Source organism: Halopseudomonas bauzanensis, from assembly GCF_900114735.1.
Lineage (GTDB): Bacteria > Pseudomonadota > Gammaproteobacteria > Pseudomonadales > Pseudomonadaceae > Halopseudomonas > Halopseudomonas bauzanensis.
Window position 1 is genome coordinate 163,289 of the sequence record NZ_FOUA01000001.1, and the last position, 17,969, is coordinate 181,257.

Here is a 17,969-nt window from a genome sequence, read left to right on the forward strand (position 1 = left end):
AGCAGATCGATTACGGGGCGTCAGTCGTCCAGCTCATTGAGTGCCGAGAGAAAGTGCGGCCCCAGGTAGCGCTTGGGTAGATCAAAGTGCTCGGCGTAGGTCACATCCACCAGATACAGGCCATAGGCTGGCGCAGTCAACCCGCCGGTATGCCGGTCTCGCGCTTGCAGAATTTCCCCGGCCCACTCGATCGGTCGCTCACCACAGCCAATCTGCATTAACACCCCGGCAATGTTGCGCACCATGTGATGCAAGAAGGCATTGGCCCGGATATCCAGCACGATGAACTTGCCAAAACGGACCAGCTTCAGGTGATGGATCTTCTTGATCGGCGACTTGGCCTGGCAGGCTGTAGCCCGGTAAGAGGTAAAGTCATGTTCGCCGACCAGCACCTGGGCTGCCTCCTGCATGCGCTCGATATCCAGCGGCCGGTAATTCCAGGTTACCTCACGACCCAGCTGCGCCGGACGCACCGGGTCGTTATAGATCACATAGCGGTAGCGTCGGGCCATTGCCGAGAAGCGCGCATGGAAATCCAGCCCCACCGGCTTGGCCCAGACAAAGCTGATGTCATGGGGCAGATTGGCGTTGGCGCCGTGAAACCAGTTCGTCGGCTCGCGACGGGCACTGCTGTCGAAGTGGATGATCTGGCAGGAGGCATGCACCCCGGCATCGGTGCGCCCGGCGCAGAACAGCTGAATTGGATGATTGGCTACCCGCGACAGTGCTTTCTCGACTTCTTCCTGAACACTGCGCACGCCAGGCTGCTGACGCTGCCAGCCGCGATAAGCCGTCCCGCTGTACTCAACACAGGCTGCCACTCTTGAAACAACAGCGGCCGCCTCGGGGGCGGCCGCATCTACAGGTGTACTACTCATTTATCAGCCAAGTTGCCCCATCAGTTCCCGAGCATCCTGCTGCTGTTGCTGAGTCCCTTCTTCGACCACTTCGGCAAGGATATCACGTGCCCCTTCCTCATCGCCCATGTCGATGTAGGCGCGGGCCAGATCCAGCTTGGTGGCACACTCATCGGTATCCGACAGGAAGTCGAAATCGTCGTCGTCCAAGTTCTCGGCTGGCATGGAGCCCTCATTCGGGGTGGTCGAAAACTCATCGTGCCCAGCTTCGCCGCTCACCTGGGCCGCATCGTTGTTCATCGCTGATTGCAGCTCTGCTTCGAAACCAGCCAGGTCGTCATCGGTCAGGGCGAAACTGCTGTCATCCGGCTCGGCTGCAGCCTCACGGGAATCGTTATCGGCACCGGCCAGGCTCATCGCCTCGAACTCGGCCAGTAGGTTGTCTGCCTGCAGCTCATCATCCAGCGTCAGCTCGAAGTCATCGAGCGGAGCCGGAGATACCGGCTGTTCGGCCGGCTCAACCGGCGCCGGCTCGACGGCAGGTTGCGTCGTCGAGTCGGTTTCGGCGAGATCGGTCAGCGCTTCATCCAGCGCCTGATCGGGATTCTCTTCCAGACTCTCTTCCAGACTCTCGTCCAGGTCGAAATCCAGATCGAAACCGACTTCCTCCCTGCCATCGGCATCGGCCAGCGAGGCAGCAGCCTCTTCTTCCAGGCCGAAGTCGGTAAAATCGAATTCGTCAGCTTCGGCATCCAGCGCCACATTATCATCCACACCGCCCTGGTCGTCGATCGACAGCGACTCGGCCGGCTCCGCCTGCTCGCCATCTGCCATCAACGCCGCGCCAGTCACCAGACCAACAGCCATCAGCGGGTAACGGGCATTCATCAGCTCCACGGCAGCGTCATCCATACCCATGCGCCGCAATGCCTCAGCCTGGACCGCATAGCCTTGCGGATTCTCGCGCAGCCCTTCGACTTCCATCATCTTCAGTCGCAGATCGGTACGCTCAGGCTCTTCATGAATGGCTGTCTGCAGCGCTTCGGCAGCCTCGTCCAGCTTGCCATAGGCAATCAGGGCGTCCGCTTCGACCAGCGGGTCGCGCGCCAGATCCATATCATCAGCCGCGTCGGTCTGTGCCCCGGCCAGGGCCACATTGAAGTCGCTGCCTTCGCTGCCAGCATCGGTGTTGTCGCCGGCGAGCGCCGACTGGGCGATGAAGCTATCCGCCAGTTCAGCTTCCCGTCGCGCATTGCGTCGGGCGACCGCCATCAGAATCAGCAACAGGACCAGCAGCGCAACCGCGCCAGCGCCCAGCAACAGGCTCTGGTTCTGCATGAACCGCTGCAGCAGCGCCTCGGGTGAGCCGCTGTCCATCCGCGGCTGTTCGCTAACTGGCGCTACAGGAGCGGGCTGCTCCGGCGCAGTATCACCCGGGCCGCCAGACGGCTGTTCATTGGTGGGTGTGGCCACCGGCGCCACAGCCAGTTGCTCCTCACTGGCATCAGTCTCGTCGCTTGCCTCTTCGCCATTCCCGGCAGGCTCGGCGTCGGTTTCCATGTCGGCCGACGATTCAACTGGCTCTTCCGGCAATGTTTCGACCGGCGCAAGGCTTTCTTCCAGAGCTGTTTCCGCGCCGCCTTCCTCGGCGGGCACCGGCAGGACATCAGGCAACTCGCCGTTGCCGCTCAGCTCCTGCTGCAGGGCTGCCAGCTGGGCATCCTTGAGTTCGAGCAGACGTTGCAGCGTATCCAGCTGCCCTTCCAGATCGGCCAACCGATCGGTGAGCTCGTCCTTCTCCCGCTCGGTGGAGTCCAACTGTTCCTTGGTGCGGTCCAGCGCGTCGCGCAGCCCGCCGTTTTCGCCGTCGGCGGCCGAGTCGGTATTGGTCTCGCTGGCCTCATCGGTGCCGGAAACCAACCGCAGGGAGTCCTCATTGCTGCTCTGTGAGGGCGCCGGGCCAGCCGCGTCCCGCTCGCGAGCATCAAGCTGCCGCGCTGTGGGCTCGCTGGCTGGCGCACGGTTGCGCCAGGAGGCTGTCTGGCTGGCCACCTCGGCCACCGCCTCGGCATGACTGCGAGCGGCTGCCTGCTCGGCGGTTGGCAGGTTCAGCGTGTGGTTGGCACGAAGGTTGTTGATGTTGTTGCCGCTGAACGCAGTAGGGTTGATGTCCTGGATAGCCAGCATGGTCTGCTGGACACTGGCACCCTGCGGCCGGCTCTTCAGGGCGATTTCCCAGAGCGTGTCGGCATGATTGGTTTTCCATTCGCCAGAGGCCTGGCCCGCAGGCTGACGCGGCGCGGCGGTGCGTGGCGTCTGGCTGCCCGCGGCGGCAGCCGAGGCTGGTTGGCCCGGCGCCGGGCGTACGATATCACCAGTTGCCGGGGTCGCCGACCGGGCAACCGGCGCGCTGGCGGTAACCGGCGTCGGCTGGTACAGCGGCGGGTCCAGCAACAGGGTGAATTCACGCAGCACGCGACCGGACGGCCAGCGCACTTCCATCAGGAAGTTCAGGTAGGGTTCCTTGACCGGCCGGGTCGAGGTCACTTTGATAACGGCCTTGCCGTCCGGCCTGACCACTGGGGTAAAGGTCAGGTCGGTGAGAAAGAACGAACGTTCGATGCCGGCCTTGCCGAAGTCGTCGGGCGATGCCAGCAGCGGACGGATCTCGCTACTCGACAGATCGCGCACCTGCAGCAGTTCAATTTCGGCTTCCAACGGCTGATTCAGGGCTGAGCGCAGGTTGATCTCGCCAACCCCCAGCGCCTGGACCATATTGGATGACATCAGGGCACTAGCTGCGGCGACAGCCAAAACCAGTTTACGAACCATAGCGAAGATCCTTTGCTTTATCGTTTTACACGCGTCCATGAACCCCATTCCCGCCCACCGGTTCAGGATATCGCTGAAAAACACCTGCGCTCTATAAGCGGCGTTTCCAACGCACCCTGACTCCCCACCGGCAATCGGCAATCTGAAAACAAGTCGAACTCAAAATCAGTATTTGCCCGGACAGTACCTGAATCGATAGTTACAAACCAGCAGCAAGTATCGATTACAAATGGCCTTTTATCAATAAGTCTGCAACAGCAAGCGCGTTGAGTGCGACACCTTTTCGAAGATTATCAGACACAAGCCACATACTGACGCTGACCGGATCCAGGGAATCCTGCCGCAGCCGGCCAACCCATACCTGATCCGTGCCAGTCGCGTCGGCAACCGGTGTGGGATACCCCCCGGCACTGGGCCGGTCCAGCAACTTGACACCAGGCGCCTTGCGCAGCAGCGTGGCGGCGCGCTTGGCAGGCAGGGCATCCCGGGTACGGACCTGCATGACCTGGGCACTACCAAAGAAGGTCGGCACCAGCACGCAGGTGGCCGACACCGGCAGCTGCGGCAACTGCAGAATGCGCCGGATATCCTCCGCCAGCCGCACCTCGGCAGTACTGCTACCGCTCTCATCCAGCTCACCGATCCGCGGAATCAGATTGAAGGCTGCCTGCTTGTCGAATGCGCCCTTCTCTGGCGGCTGCCCATTGAGCAGGCGGCCGGTCTGCAGCGCCAGGGCTTCGACCTCTTCACCGCCGACGGTCGACATCGACTGATAAGTGGCCACGGTGACTGATTGCAAGCCAGCTTCAGCCACCAAAGGCTGCAGTGCTATCAGCGTCTGGACCACTTGCGCATCGGGACAGGACACCACACCGCGCGCCCGGACACCCTCCAGCGCCTGAGGATTGACCTCGGCGACCACCAACGGCACATCGGCTTCACCACGAAAGGCGCCACAACCGTCGACGACCAGGCAGCCGGCTTTCACTGCCCGCTCAGCCCAGCCGGTGGCCAGCTCCGCATCAGCGAACAGCACGACCGCCACCTGGGTGAAGTCGAATCGCTCCAGCACTTCTACCCGCTGGCTCTGCCCTTTGAGCATGGGCCGGCCACCGGCACGGTCTTCGGTGTCCAGCAGGTGAATGCGGCCGAAGGCAAATTCATGCTCGTCCAGTACATTCAGCAGGGTTTCGCCTGCCAGCCCGCTCATACCCACTATCGCAACATCACCGGTCTTGCTCATATAAGGAAATTCTCACTGAATCCTGAAAACACAAAGGGCACCCCCGCCTGGCGGGGGTGCCCCGATTACTTGCCTGATCCGGCGCGACTCAACCCTCGAGCAGGATCCGCAGCATGCGGCGCAGCGGCTCGGCTGCGCCCCACAGCAATTGGTCGCCGACGGTGAAGGCAGACAGGTACTGCGAACCCATATTGAGCTTACGCAGACGACCTACCGGCACCTTCAGTGTGCCGGTTACGGCAGTCGGGGTGAGATCACGGATGCTGGCTTCCTTCTCGTTCGGCACCACCTTGGACCAGGGATTGTGCGCATCGAGCATGGCTTCGATATCCGCCAGCGGCACATCCTTGTTCAGCTTGATGGTCAGCGCCTGGCTGTGGCAGCGCATGGCGCCAATGCGCACACAAATGCCGTCTACCGGGATCGGGCGACCGCTGCGACCGATGATCTTGTTGGTCTCGGCCTGGGCCTTCCACTCTTCACGGCTCTGGCCATTGGGCAGCTGCTTGTCGATCCAGGGGATCAGACTGCCGGCCAACGGCACACCGAAGTTCTCTGTCGGAAAACTATCATCACGCAGGGTCGCTGCGACCTGACGATCAATATCCAGAATGGCACTGGCCGGATCGGCCAGCTGATCAGTCACCGAGCCGTTGATCACGCCCATCTGGTTGATCAGCTCGCGCATGTTCTGCGCACCGGCGCCACTGGCTGCCTGATAGGTCATGGCGGTCATCCACTCGACCAGACCGTTCTCGAACAGGCCACCCAGGCCCATCAGCATCAGGCTGACGGTGCAGTTGCCGCCGACGAAGGTCTTCATGCCGTCACGCACGGCCTGGTCGATGTTCCGACGGTTGACCGGGTCCAGCACGATGACCGCTTCATCTTCCATGCGCAGGGCGGAGGCAGCATCGATCCAATAGCCCTTCCAGCCTTCGGCACGCAGCTTGGGATAGACGGCACTGGTGTAATCGCCACCCTGGCAGGTGATGATGATGTCCATCGGCTTGAGGGCTTCGATGTCGTAAGCATCCTTCAGCTCGGGAATGGCCTTGCCAATATCCGGACCGGTGCCACCAACGTTGGAGGTGGTGAAAAATACCGGATCAATGGAAGCAAAGTCATTCTCTTCACGCATACGCTGCATGAGCACAGAACCCACCATGCCCCGCCAGCCGATCAAACCAACTTGTTTCATAACTGCAGACCCCCATGGGGTGAAATTCACGACAACTGCACCCGGCCAGCGCCGGGTACAAATTAAGCAATGCGACAGGTTACAGGTTTTTCAGCGCCGCGACCACGGCGTCACCCATTTCCCGGGTGCCAACCTGACGGCAACCAGCCGCCATGATGTCGCCGGTGCGCAGGCCCTGGTCCAGCACCTGACTGACGGCTTGCTCGATGGCATCGGCAGCTGCGGCTTCAGCGAAGCTGTAGCGCAGCATCATGGACACCGAGAGAATGGTCGCCAGCGGGTTGGCAATGCCCTGCCCTGCGATATCCGGCGCGCTGCCATGGCAGGGCTCGTACATGCCTTTGTTCTGCACATTCAACGACGCCGATGGCAGCATGCCGATAGAACCGGTGAGCATGGAAGCCTGATCCGACAGAATGTCACCGAACATGTTGTCGGTAACGATCACGTCGAACTGCTTGGGTGCTCGGACCAGCTGCATGGCGGCGTTGTCGACATACATGTGCGACAGCTCGACATCCGGATAGTCCTTCGCCACCTCTTCCACCACTTCGCGCCACAGCTGACTGGACGCCAGCACGTTGGCCTTGTCCACCGAGCACAGCTTCTTGCCGCGCAGACGGGCCATGTCGAAGCCGACGGTGGCGATGCGGCGGATCTCGCTTTCGCTGTAGGGCAAGGTGTCATAGGCCTGACGCTCGCCATTATCCAACATCCGACGCTCGCGGGGCTGACCGAAGTAGATGCCGCCGGTCAGTTCGCGGACGATAAGAATGTCCAGCCCCGATACTACCTCGGGCTTGAGCGTGGAGGCCTCGGCCAGCTGCGGATACAGCAAGGCCGGGCGCAGGTTACCGAACAACTCCAGCTGCGAACGGATCTTCAGCAGTCCGCGCTCGGGGCGCAAGGCCGGGTCGATGGTATCCCACTTGGGACCGCCAACTGCGCCGAGCAGGATCGCATCGGCCTGCCGCGCGCGCTCCAGTGTCTCATCCGCCAGTGGTGTACCGTAACGGTCATAGGCCGCGCCACCCAGATCGTCATAGCTCAGTTCGACGCCCAGGCCATATTTTTCGCTGGCCACGTCCAGTACCTTGACCGCTTCGGCAACGATTTCAGGACCAATTCCATCGCCCGGCAGAACCAGAATCTTCTTTGACATATTTCACTAAGCCTTTGTTCTTTAAGCTGAAAGCTTCAATTTATTTGATGGCATCAAACAGCCACGGCTGCGCCTGGCGATGCTTTTCTTCAAACGCGCGGATCGCATCAGCGTCCTGCAGGGTCAACCCGATATCATCGAGGCCATTGAGCAAGCAGTGCTTGCGAAACGCGTCGATCTCGAAGCTGTAGCTCTTGCCGTCCGGACGGGTCACCGTCTGCGCCTGCAGGTCCACGGTCAGCTGATAACCCTCTTCCGCTTCAGCCTGCTTGAACAGATCGTCAATATCTTCTTCATTTAAAACAATAGGTAACAAGCCATTCTTGAAGCTATTGTTGAAGAATATATCGGCAAAGCTGGATGCCAGTACGGCACGAAAGCCATATTCATCCAGGGCCCATGGCGCGTGTTCGCGGCTGGAACCACAACCAAAGTTCTCCCGTGCCAGCAACACGCTGGCACCTTGATAGCGGGGCTGGTTCAAAACAAAATCCGGGTTCAGCGGACGGCTGGTATGGTCCTGGCCCGGGTAGCCCTCATCAAGGTAGCGCCACTCGTCGAACAGATTGGGGCCGAAGCCGGTTCGCTTGATCGACTTGAGAAACTGCTTGGGAATGATCTGGTCGGTGTCCACGTTGGCCCGATCCAGCGGCGCTACCAAGCCGGTATGTTTGGTAAAGGCTCTCATGCGCTTGCCTCCTCTGTGAGCATGTCACGCACATCAACGAAATGGCCGGCGATCGCCGCCGCAGCCGCCATGGCCGGGCTGACCAGATGGGTGCGCCCGCCATTGCCCTGCCGCCCTTCGAAGTTGCGATTGGATGTCGAGGCGCAGTGCTCGCCGGGCTGCAGGCGGTCGGGGTTCATGGCCAGACACATGGAACAACCCGGATCGCGCCATTCGAAGCCGGCAGCCTTGAAGATCACATCCAGACCTTCGCGCTCGGCCTGTTCCTTGACCAGGCCCGAGCCGGGCACAACCATCGCCTGCTTGACGGTGTTGGCGACCCTGCGGCCTTTGGCGACCACCGCGGCCGCACGCAGATCCTCGATCCGCGAGTTGGTGCAGGAGCCGATGAACACCCGATCCAGCTTGATCGAAGTGATCGGCTGATCGGCCTCCAGGCCCATGTACTGCAATGCACGCTGATAGCCACTGCGCTTGACCGCGTCGGTTTCCCGGGCCGGATTCGGCACCTTGGCATCGATTGCCACGACCATCTCGGGAGATGTGCCCCAGGACACCTGCGGCTTGATCTGCGCGGCGTCCAGCTCGACCACGGTGTCAAACACCGCATCGGCGTCGGATACCAGGTCCTGCCAGGCTGCCACGGCCTTGTCCCAGTCCCCGCCCTTGGGCGCGTAGGGGCGATCCTTGACGTACGCCACGGTCTTCTCGTCGCAGGCGACCAGACCAACGCGGGCACCGGCTTCGATGGCCATGTTGCACACCGTCATGCGCCCTTCCATTGACAGGCCGCGGATAGCGGACCCGGCAAATTCGATGGCGTGACCGTTACCACCAGCGGTGCCGATCTTGCCGATCACCGCCAGCACGATGTCCTTGGCGGTTACGCCAAAGCCCAATTCACCGTCGACCTGGACCAGCATGTTCTTCATCTTCTTGGCGACCAGACACTGGGTAGCCAGCACATGCTCGACCTCAGACGTGCCGATACCGTGAGCCAGAGCGCCGAAGGCACCATGGGTGGCGGTGTGGGAGTCGCCGCAGACGATGGTCATGCCCGGCAGAGTCGCGCCCTGCTCCGGCCCCACCACATGCACGATGCCCTGGCGGCGATCAGTCATCTGGAACTCCAGGATGCCGAAGTCCTTGCAGTTATCGTCGAGGGTGGTGACCTGCAGCTTGGATACCAGATCATCGATACCAGCCACTCCGGCTGCACGGTTGATCGTGGGCACGTTATGATCCGGCGTCGCCAGGTTGGCGTCGATGCGCCAAGGCTTGCGGTCGGCCAGGCGCAGACCTTCAAAGGCCTGTGGCGAGGTCACTTCATGCAACAGATGGCGATCGATATACAACAGGGCCGAACCATCGTCCCGTTGCTTGACCAGATGGCTATCCCAAAGCTTGTCGTAGAGCGTCTTGGCGGACATGCTTATCTCCTGAATCGGCTGAGGTCTGCCGGTCCCTGAACATCCGGCCGACAGTTTTGAATACAAAACGATAGTAAGAGCTGGCAATCAATAAAACAAATTCATTATATTCATGCATTGGATAACCATCAGGAATCCACATGGACATTGCCAACTTCACCGCTTTTCTCGCTGTAGCTGCCACTGGCTCCTTTTCCCGTGCTGCGGAACAATTGCATCTGACCCAGCCAGCCATCAGCAAACGCATCGCCACTTTGGAGCAACAGCTCGGCGCGCGCCTGTTCGACCGCATCGGCAAGCACGTCGGGCTGACCGAGGCCGGGCGCGCCCTGCAGCCCCGTGCCGAGCTCATCATCAATACTCTCAACGACACCCGTCGGGCTCTCGGCAACCTATCGGCCAATATCCAGGGCCGGCTCAGACTGGCTACCAGTCATCATATCGGACTGCATCGGTTACCCCCGCTGCTGCGCCGCTTCACCAAGGCTTATCCGGGTGTGGTGCTGGATATCGAGTTTCTCGACTCCGAAATTGCCTATGAGAAAGTCCTGCATGGCGAGATCGAGCTAGCAGTGATCACCCTGGCCCCGGCGGTCGAGCCACCGATCATTGCCACCCGAATCTGGCACGACCAGCTGGAATTCGTGGTAGCGCCGGAGCATCCCCTGGCCGGTAAAGACGAAGTCCAGCTACAGCAGCTGGCCAGTTATCCGGCGGTGTTTCCCGGGGTCAATACCTTTACCCACCGCGTAGTCGGCCAGCTGTTCGAGCGCCACGGCATCACTCCACAGGTCAGCATGAGCACCAACTATATGGAGACCATCAAGATGATGGTCTCCATCGGCTTGGCCTGGAGCGTACTGCCACGCACCATGATCGACTCCCAGGTCCGCGCGCTACAGGTACCGAACGCTGGCCTGGTCCGCGAGCTGGGCTGCATTCATCACAACGGCAGAACCCTTTCCAATGCCGGCCGGGCGCTGATCGAACTACTGCACCAGCATAGCGATAACAGCGGCCCGCTTTGAACTTGTGGCAAACCTGGCAGTCTCAGCCGGTAAGAGGTGCGGATACCCGCAACAGATCAACGCAGTGCACAGGGAAATCACCATGAACAAATCAATGTTGTCAGGCATCGTCATCGGCGCAATCGTCGCTACCGCTGGTGGTGCCATCGCCGGCTACAACGCATTGTCCGACAAGACGCCGACCCACGCGCAAGTCCTCAATGTGGTCGAGATCAAGGAAAACGAACGCACTCCGCGTGAGGTTTGCCAGCAGGTCGCCGTAACCCGTCAGAAACCAGTTCAGGATCAGCATCAGGTATTGGGTAGTGTGGCCGGCGCCGTGATAGGCGGCGTGCTGGGCAACCAGGTCGGCGGCGGTACCGGCAAGAAAATCGCCACCGTTGCCGGGGCGGCCGCTGGCGGTTATGCCGGTAACAAGACCCAGGAGCGCATCCAGCAGGGTAATACCTACACCACGACTGAGCAGCGCTGCGAAACCGTCTACGACAATCATGAAAAGGTTGTCGGCTATCAGGTGGACTACAGCATCGGTGACAAGAATGGCACCGTGCGCATGGATCGCCACCCCGGCGACACCATCCCCCTGCAGGACGGCCAACTGGTCCTGGCAGGTCAGTAATACCAACCGGCCCGGGCTCCCTGCCCGGGTCGGTCTTGCTAGTTCGACTCCTCCTGACACAGTTCCAGCCACCGGCGCATCCCCGCGCTGATGAACTTGTTGCGATGACGCACGAAGTACAGCCCCCGCTTGAAATCCCGATGCGGTACCGGTAAGGGCACCAGTGTACCCCGACGAAACGCGTCACCCAGGGTAATGGCCGACAGGCATCCCACCCCCAACCCCGCTTCCACTGCCCGCTTGATGGCTTCGGTATGCTGCAGTTCCAGTTTGATGTTGAGTTGGGGTAACAGGCCGTGCAGCGCCCACTCGAAGTTCTGCCGGGTACCCGACCCCTGCTCGCGGACGATCCACTCCGCCTGCATCAGATCCTCATCGGTCAGCCAGGGTTTGCCGGCCAGCTCATGATCCGGGGCGCAGAACACCACCAGCTCATCTTCCTGCCAGTAAAGCATCTTGAGGTCCGGATGCCGGGTCTCGCCTTCGATCATCCCCAGGTCCAGTTCGAAGTTGACCAGTTTGCGCACGATGCTCGACGTGTTGGCCACCTCCAGCTCTACCCGCGCGCCAGGCTGCTCCAGCATGTAGCGGGTCATGATGCCCACGGCGATATAGTTGCCAACGCTCATGGTTGCACCAACCCGCAGATGACCAATCTCCTCATGCCCAGCCAGCGCCGCCTCCAGCCCGTTGGCTTGCTCCAGCAACGCCTGGGCCCGAGGCCGGATGCTGCGCCCCAGCTCATTCAGCTGCAGCCGCTTGCCGACTCGGTCGAATAACTGCACCTCGAACTGGCTCTCAAGATCTCGCAGAGCACTGCTCGCCGCCGACTGGGACATCGCCAGGCTGTCTGCGGCGCGGGTCAGGTTTTCATGGAAGGCCGTGGCGAGAAAAACTTCCAGTTGCCGGAGGGTATACTTCATTATCGGTTTTCCCGGATAGGCAAATTAAAATAAGTCATTTAACCGGTAGATTAGCTGGACGGTAGAATGGCTGCAATTCGAAACCATCCCAAGCGGAGAACCACCTGGATGTCCAAATTCAGAACCGAACGTGTCCTCAGTGTCCACCACTGGACCGATACCCTGTTCAGCTTCAAGACTACCCGTGATCCGGGTCTGCGCTTCAAGAACGGTCATTTCATCATGATTGGCCTTGAAGTCGACAGTCGTCCGCTGATGCGCGCCTACAGTATCGCCAGCCCGAACTACGAAGACACCATGGAGTTCTACAGCATCAAGGTACCGGATGGCCCGCTGACCTCGCGCCTGCAGCATATCAAGGAAGGCGACAACATCATCGTCAGCAGCAAGCCCACCGGCACCCTGGTTCTGGACAACGTGCTGTCCGGCCGTAACCTGTACCTGCTCAGTACCGGTACCGGCCTCGCGCCCTTCATCAGCATCATCCAGGACCCGGAAACCTACGAGCGCTTCGACAAGGTCATCCTCACCCACGGTTGCCGCTGGGTACGCGAACTGGCCTATCAGAAGCTGATCACCGAGGATCTGCCGGATCATGAGTACTTCGGCGAGCAGGTGCGCGAGCAACTGATCTACTACCCGACCGTGACCCGCGAGCCCTACCGCAATGAAGGCCGCCTGTCCGACCTGATGAGCAACGGCAAACTGTTCGAGGATATCGGCCTGCCCAAGCCGAACCTGGAAGACGACCGTTTCATGCTGTGCGGCAGCCCGGCCATGCTCAAGGACCTGACCGCCATCCTGGATGACTGGGGCTTCGAGGAATCCCGCCAGGGTATTCAGGGCCACTACGCCATCGAGCGGGCCTTCGTCGAGAAGTAAGCCTCTGCATTACCGGCGCCCGGACTTGCGATACCGGGCGCCTGCTTATCTCCCCCCACTGTTGCCGCCCTATTCCCGATAGATCATCTGCCGGGTCATGCCGCCGTCGGCAACGATATTCTGGCCGGTAATGAACGCCGCTGCCGGGCTCAACAGAAACGCCGCCAGTTCGCCCATATCCTCCGGCTGCCCTACCCGACCGACCGCATGCTGCTCATGATCCACCTGACGCAGCGGGTCAGTGGCCTGCAATGATTTCGGGCGGGTATCGATCCAGCCGGGGCTGACCGCATTGACGCGGATATCCGGGCCGAGACTCACCGCCAGCGCATGGGTCAAGGCCACCAGGCCGCCCTTGCTCGCCGCATAGGCTTCGGTATGGGGTTCGGATTGCAACGCTCGGGTCGAGGCGATATTAACGATGGCACCACCACTCTCGCGCAGCAGGCCGATACACTGCCGGGAGACCAGAAAGGCGCCGGTGAGGTTGACCGACAACAGGCGGTTCCAGGCCTCCAGCGTCAACTGCTCCAGGGGTCCGTTATCCGGATCAGCCAGACCCGCGTTATTGACTACGCCGTCGAGCCGCCCGAAGTCTTCCTCGATCTGCTCGACCACCGCCTGCACACTGGCCTCGTCTGCCACATCCAGCGGCACGAACTCCACCGTTCCCAGCCGCGCCAGCTCCTCTGCAGCGGCCAGCCCTTCAGTTTCATCCACATCACCCAGCACCACCGCCCAGCCGGCGCGCAGCAGACTGGCGGCAATACCTTTGCCAATCCCCCGCGCCGCGCCAGTTACCAGCGCCACTCGCACGCCTGACTGTTCATTCATGGGCGTCGCGGCCCCTTGCGCCACCATAGAGCCCAGCCTGCCAGCGGCACGAGGGCCACCAGAGCGATCCAGCCGGTTTTATGGCTGCGTGATTCGGTGCTCTGCGCAATACTGCTGATAGCCGACAGCGCCAACAACAGCAGTGCCAGACCGCCCATCACGACAATGAAATTGGTATTCATCCCGCCACCTCCTGTTCCGCCCCACTATAGACCATCAGCTGGCCCGACCCGGCATCCAACGCAGCAGCAACAACGCCGCCAGCGTCGCCGCCACGCTGGCCAGTGCAAAGGTCCAGCCGGCGCCCAGGGCATTCCAGCTGTAACCGGAATACAGCGCACCAAGAGCCCCGCCGCAACCGGACAGCGTGGCATACAGTGCCTGGCCCTGCCCCTGATAACGCTCCGCAAAGCTGCGCTGGACGAAGTGCACCGCCACCACATGGAAGCAGCCAAAGGTCGCTGCATGCATTACCTGGGCGAGCGCCAGCAGTACGAGGCTGTCCGCCCAGAACCCCAGCAGCAGCCAACGCAGCGCCGCCAGGATAAAACTGCCGATCAGCAGCTGTTTGAGTGAAAAACGGGCCAGTATCACGCTCATCACCATGAACAGGATGATCTCCGCAACCACCCCCAGCGCCCACATTGCCCCGATCAATACCCGGTCGTAACCCAGCGCTTCCAGATGCAGTGTCAGAAAGGTGTAGTACGGTCCGTGGGACAATTGCATCAGCCCGGCGCTGAAAAAGAACACCAGCACCCCAGGCCGCCATAGTTGCCGCAGAAAACCATCACCCGGCAAGGCGGAGCGGGTCGCAGCCACCGGGGCTGGCGGCACCAGCAGGCTACAACAGAAGATCGCCAGCATGATACTGAGCATGGCCTGGGGATAGATTGCCGGACTGAACCTGTCCAGCAACAGCCCCAGGACCACCACCGTGACGATGAAGCCGACCGAGCCCCACAGCCGGATTCGACTGTAGCGTGCCGATTGCTCACCCAGATGGCCAAACGTAATGGTTTCGAACTGCGGCAAGACCGCATGCCAGAAGAAACTGTGCAGGGCCATGATCAACGCCAGCCACAGATAATCCTGACGCCAAAGGATGCCGGTGAAAGTCAACGCGGTAAGCAAGGCACCCAGCCGCACGATCAACAGCCGCTGCCCGCTGCGATCACCCAACCAGCCCCACAGCACCGGAGCGAAACAACGCATCAACATGGGAATGGCCACCAGCTCACCGATCCGCGCCGCGGAAAAGCCCAGATGATGGAAGTACAGTGACAGGAAGGGAGCTACTCCGCCGAGCAGGGCGAAGTAGCAGAAATAGAAGCCGGACAGACGCCAGTAGGGCAACATCTCAGCGATGTCGAAGCGTTTACGTCGGCGTGCCCATCAGAGCTGTCCCAGCACCGGCGTATCGACCCGCACATCACCATTTTGCGCCCGATGACGCAGCAGGTGGTCCATCAACACCAAGGCCATCATGGCCTCCGCGATGGGCGTCGCACGGATGCCGACACAGGGGTCGTGACGACCCTTGGTGATCACCTCAACCGGGTTGCCATGCACATCGATGGAGCGGCCCGGGGTGGTGATGCTGGAGGTCGGCTTGAGCGCCAGATGAGCGATGATCGGCTGGCCGGAAGAAATGCCGCCCAACACGCCGCCGGCGTTGTTGCTCAAAAAACCCTCGGGAGTGAGTTCATCCCGGTGCTCGGTGCCGCGCTGGCTGACCGAGCCGAAACCGGCGCCGATCTCCACCCCCTTGACCGCGTTGATGTTCATCAGCGCATAGGCAAGCTCCGCATCCAGGCGGTCGAAAACCGGCTCGCCCAAGCCCGGCGGCACGCCTTCGGCAATCACGGTGATCTTCGCCCCGACCGAATCCTGATCCCGGCGCAGCTGGTCCATGTAGGCTTCCAGCTCCGGCACCTTGTCCGGATCAGGGCTGAAGAAGGCATTCTGGCCAACCGCCTCCCAGTTCTTGAACGGAATCTCGATCGGCCCCAGCTGGCTCATGTAGCCGCGCACGGTAATGCCCTGGCTGGCCAGGTATTTGCGCGCAATCGCGCCCGCAGCCACGCGCATCGCGGTTTCCCGCGCGGAGGAGCGACCACCGCCGCGATAATCGCGCTCACCGTACTTGTGGTGATAGGTATAGTCCGCATGGGCTGGGCGAAACAGATCCTTGATCGCCGAGTAATCCTTGGACTTCTGATCGGTATTGCGGATCAGCAAGCCAATCGGGCACCCGGTAGTGCGCCCCTCGAACACCCCGGAGAGGATCTCGACCTCATCCGGCTCCTGGCGCTGGGTAGTATGCCGACTGGTGCCAGGCTTGCGCCGATCCAGGTCCGCCTGCAGATCAGCAGCACTCAGCTCCAGCCCCGGCGGGCACCCATCAACAATGGCAACCAGCGCCGGGCCATGGCTTTCGCCAGCAGTGGTGACGGTGAACAGGGTGCCAAGGGTATTTCCGGCCATGCGTGCCATCCATTTCCAGATCAGAGAAAGGCAGGCAGTATAACGCTCGGCCGGCACGGGTGACAGCCTGAGATGGCGGCGGTAATCTTGTCGGCCCGACCTTCTTGAGCCAAACCGACCGATGCAAGCACTGCTGGACCTTTTGCTGCCCGCGGCCCTGCCGCCGCTGACCAGTGCCGCGCTGGTGGCCGTTTCCGCCCTCACCTCGGCCATCACTGCCTCATTGGGCATCGGCGGCGGCGTACTGTTGCTGGCGATCATGGCCATCGTCATGCCCCCAGCCGCGATCATTCCGGTGCATGGCATGGTCCAGCTGGGCTCCAACCTCAGCCGGGCGAGCATGACGCTACGCCATATCAATCTGCGGCTGATTCTCTGGTTCGCCCCCGGTGTTCTGCTCGGCGCCTGGCTGGGTAGCCTGTTTCTGGTCGACCTGCCGTTGGCGCTGGTACAGATCTGCATCGCCGGGTTCATTCTGCTGCTGTGCTGGGGGCCGCCCATTCCGGCGGTGGCTACCGGCCCAGTGGGCACCTTGCTGGCCGCCGGGCTGACCACTTTCGTCAGTCTGTTCGTCGGTGCTACCGGGCCGCTGGTTGCCGCTTTCGTCAAGCAGCAACAGAAAGGCGAGCGCTTTTCCACGGTGGCTACATTCGCCACCGCAATGTGTTTGCAACATGCCCCCAAGGCGGTGATCTACGGTGCCGCAGGTTTTGTGTTCGCCGAGTGGCTGGGCTTGATTCTGCTGATGATCGCTGCCGGTGCGGCGGGCACATGGGCCGGCCTGCGGCTGCTCCGGCGGTTGACCGACAGCCGCTTCACGCTGCTCTTCAATGCCCTGCTGACGCTTCTGGCGCTGCGCCTCATCTGGCAGGCCATCAGCGGATAGTCACACTGCATGTCACATTCAAGAACAATGGCAATCCGCCGATAACGGAATATGCAGGCAGGAATCACACCCATGAATGAAGATCTGACCCACCCCGAGGCTCCCGAGTCGCCTCCCGTGCGCGATCCCTTCGCCCATGCACGGCCCTCGGAATACTATTGGATCCAGCTCAAGCCGGTATTCAAGGGCAGGCTGATGCTGCACGGCGAACGCCTGGCGCAGATCGCCGTGACCCGCGAGCGGGTTGCCCAACTCGAACTGCTGCGCCTGCAGATCCGGATCGAAGACGAAACCGTGCCGCCGGATACCAATTTCATGGAAGTGCTGATCGACCACCGCCACCACCGGGTTCGTTTCGGGCCGCTGTCGGGCCTGCGCATCTTCCCGCCCCAGCGGGGGTTGGCCGGATTCATGCTCGCCCAGTTGATCGACTGGTGCCAACGCCACTGCGCCGACTATGCGGTGACACCCATCGTGCTCCATGCCAGTGAAGTGCCCAGCGAGGAGACTCGGCAAATGCGCGAGCGGCTGCTCAAGCGGGCGGGCTTTCATCTGACCTGGAGCAATGACGCCCGCACCGAAGGCAAGGCCCAGGCCAACCGGGTCAGCGACCTGGTTGCCAGCTGGAATGTCGAGCGGGTTCAGCAGCTACACATCGCTGACACCCTGCGTCAACTGCGCGAACAGGAAACCCTGAACCGCCAGCAACAAGCCCAGCTCACCTCGCTGCAGGCGACCCTTGATGAGTACAAGCGCAACGATATCGGCCATCGTTTCGCCATCGGCTGTCTTATCGTGTTTTCCATCTTCCAGGCATTGATGCTGCTCTGGGTGGTCCTGCGCTGATCGGAACCGGCGGCGCTATCTGATAGACTGCCGGCCTGTTCAATGAGCCGA

At 61.4% G+C, this 17,969-nt stretch carries 17 protein-coding genes; 5 read left to right on the forward strand and 12 right to left on the reverse strand.

The window, feature by feature from the left end:
* Nucleotides 1–20: 20 nt before the first annotated feature.
* From truA to leuC, 7 genes are all read right to left on the reverse strand, one after another.
* Nucleotides 21–878 carry a tRNA pseudouridine(38-40) synthase TruA gene (gene truA, locus BM267_RS00780; protein WP_036989592.1) on the reverse strand — a complete coding sequence of 286 codons (858 nt, stop codon included), beginning with the start codon at nucleotides 876–878 and terminating at the stop codon, nucleotides 21–23.
* Between the two features lie 3 nt (nucleotides 879–881).
* Nucleotides 882–3,689, reverse strand: a complete 2,808-nt coding sequence (locus BM267_RS00785; RefSeq protein WP_074778463.1) for a motility hub landmark protein FimV — start codon at nucleotides 3,687–3,689, stop codon at nucleotides 882–884.
* Nucleotides 3,690–3,912: 223 nt separating this feature from the next.
* The gene (locus BM267_RS00790) at nucleotides 3,913–4,932 is read right to left on the reverse strand and encodes an aspartate-semialdehyde dehydrogenase (protein ID WP_036989590.1); all 1,020 of its coding nucleotides are present in this window, start codon (nucleotides 4,930–4,932) and stop codon (nucleotides 3,913–3,915) included.
* Nucleotides 4,933–5,020: 88 nt separating this feature from the next.
* A complete protein-coding gene (asd, locus tag BM267_RS00795) occupies nucleotides 5,021–6,133 on the reverse strand; it encodes an aspartate-semialdehyde dehydrogenase (RefSeq protein ID WP_074778461.1) in 1,113 nt (370 codons plus the stop codon).
* A 79-nt stretch (nucleotides 6,134–6,212) separates the two neighbouring features.
* On the reverse strand, nucleotides 6,213–7,295 hold the full coding sequence (leuB, locus tag BM267_RS00800) for a 3-isopropylmalate dehydrogenase (RefSeq protein ID WP_074778459.1): 1,083 nt from the start codon (nucleotides 7,293–7,295) through the stop codon (nucleotides 6,213–6,215).
* 40 nt (nucleotides 7,296–7,335) lie between these two features.
* Nucleotides 7,336–7,983, reverse strand: a complete 648-nt coding sequence (gene leuD, locus BM267_RS00805; protein WP_074778456.1) for a 3-isopropylmalate dehydratase small subunit — start codon at nucleotides 7,981–7,983, stop codon at nucleotides 7,336–7,338.
* Nucleotides 7,980–9,413 carry a 3-isopropylmalate dehydratase large subunit gene (gene leuC, locus BM267_RS00810; RefSeq protein ID WP_074778454.1) on the reverse strand — a complete coding sequence of 478 codons (1,434 nt, stop codon included), beginning with the start codon at nucleotides 9,411–9,413 and terminating at the stop codon, nucleotides 7,980–7,982. The genes leuD and leuC overlap by 4 nt, the downstream gene beginning before the upstream one ends.
* 140 nt (nucleotides 9,414–9,553) lie before the next feature.
* Between leuC and BM267_RS00815 the strand changes: the two genes are divergently transcribed.
* Together BM267_RS00815 and BM267_RS00820 are read left to right on the forward strand one after the other, a co-directional pair.
* The gene (locus tag BM267_RS00815; RefSeq protein WP_074778452.1) at nucleotides 9,554–10,441 is read left to right on the forward strand and encodes a LysR family transcriptional regulator; all 888 of its coding nucleotides are present in this window, start codon (nucleotides 9,554–9,556) and stop codon (nucleotides 10,439–10,441) included.
* Between the two features lie 82 nt (nucleotides 10,442–10,523).
* A complete protein-coding gene (locus tag BM267_RS00820; protein WP_036989583.1) occupies nucleotides 10,524–11,060 on the forward strand; it encodes a glycine zipper 2TM domain-containing protein in 537 nt (178 codons plus the stop codon).
* Between the two features lie 38 nt (nucleotides 11,061–11,098).
* Here the strand turns inward: BM267_RS00820 and BM267_RS00825 are convergent, their stop codons facing one another.
* On the reverse strand, nucleotides 11,099–11,983 hold the full coding sequence (locus BM267_RS00825) for a LysR family transcriptional regulator (protein ID WP_036989581.1): 885 nt from the start codon (nucleotides 11,981–11,983) through the stop codon (nucleotides 11,099–11,101).
* A 108-nt stretch (nucleotides 11,984–12,091) separates the two neighbouring features.
* Between BM267_RS00825 and BM267_RS00830 the strand changes: the two genes are divergently transcribed.
* On the forward strand, nucleotides 12,092–12,865 hold the full coding sequence (locus BM267_RS00830) for a ferredoxin--NADP reductase (protein WP_036989580.1): 774 nt from the start codon (nucleotides 12,092–12,094) through the stop codon (nucleotides 12,863–12,865).
* A gap of 69 nt (nucleotides 12,866–12,934) precedes the next feature.
* On the opposite strand, the gene BM267_RS00835 is transcribed toward BM267_RS00830, so the two are convergent.
* The 4 genes from BM267_RS00835 to aroC are packed head-to-tail and all read right to left on the reverse strand — an operon-like array spanning nucleotide 12,935 to nucleotide 16,186.
* On the reverse strand, nucleotides 12,935–13,699 hold the full coding sequence (locus BM267_RS00835) for an SDR family oxidoreductase (RefSeq protein WP_074778450.1): 765 nt from the start codon (nucleotides 13,697–13,699) through the stop codon (nucleotides 12,935–12,937).
* Nucleotides 13,696–13,881, reverse strand: coding sequence for a PLDc N-terminal domain-containing protein (locus BM267_RS00840; RefSeq protein ID WP_074778448.1), 186 nt, complete (start codon nucleotides 13,879–13,881; stop codon nucleotides 13,696–13,698). The genes BM267_RS00835 and BM267_RS00840 overlap by 4 nt, the downstream gene beginning before the upstream one ends.
* Before the next feature lie 34 nt (nucleotides 13,882–13,915).
* Nucleotides 13,916–15,067 carry an MFS transporter gene (locus BM267_RS00845; protein WP_218144711.1) on the reverse strand — a complete coding sequence of 384 codons (1,152 nt, stop codon included), beginning with the start codon at nucleotides 15,065–15,067 and terminating at the stop codon, nucleotides 13,916–13,918.
* Nucleotides 15,068–15,094: 27 nt separating this feature from the next.
* Nucleotides 15,095–16,186, reverse strand: coding sequence for a chorismate synthase (gene aroC / locus BM267_RS00850; RefSeq protein WP_036990286.1), 1,092 nt, complete (start codon nucleotides 16,184–16,186; stop codon nucleotides 15,095–15,097).
* A 121-nt stretch (nucleotides 16,187–16,307) separates the two neighbouring features.
* Between aroC and BM267_RS00855 the strand changes: the two genes are divergently transcribed.
* The gene (locus BM267_RS00855) at nucleotides 16,308–17,072 is read left to right on the forward strand and encodes a TSUP family transporter (protein WP_074778444.1); all 765 of its coding nucleotides are present in this window, start codon (nucleotides 16,308–16,310) and stop codon (nucleotides 17,070–17,072) included.
* 72 nt (nucleotides 17,073–17,144) lie between these two features.
* A complete protein-coding gene (locus BM267_RS00860) occupies nucleotides 17,145–17,918 on the forward strand; it encodes a hypothetical protein (protein WP_074778442.1) in 774 nt (257 codons plus the stop codon).
* Nucleotides 17,919–17,969 lie beyond the last annotated feature (51 nt).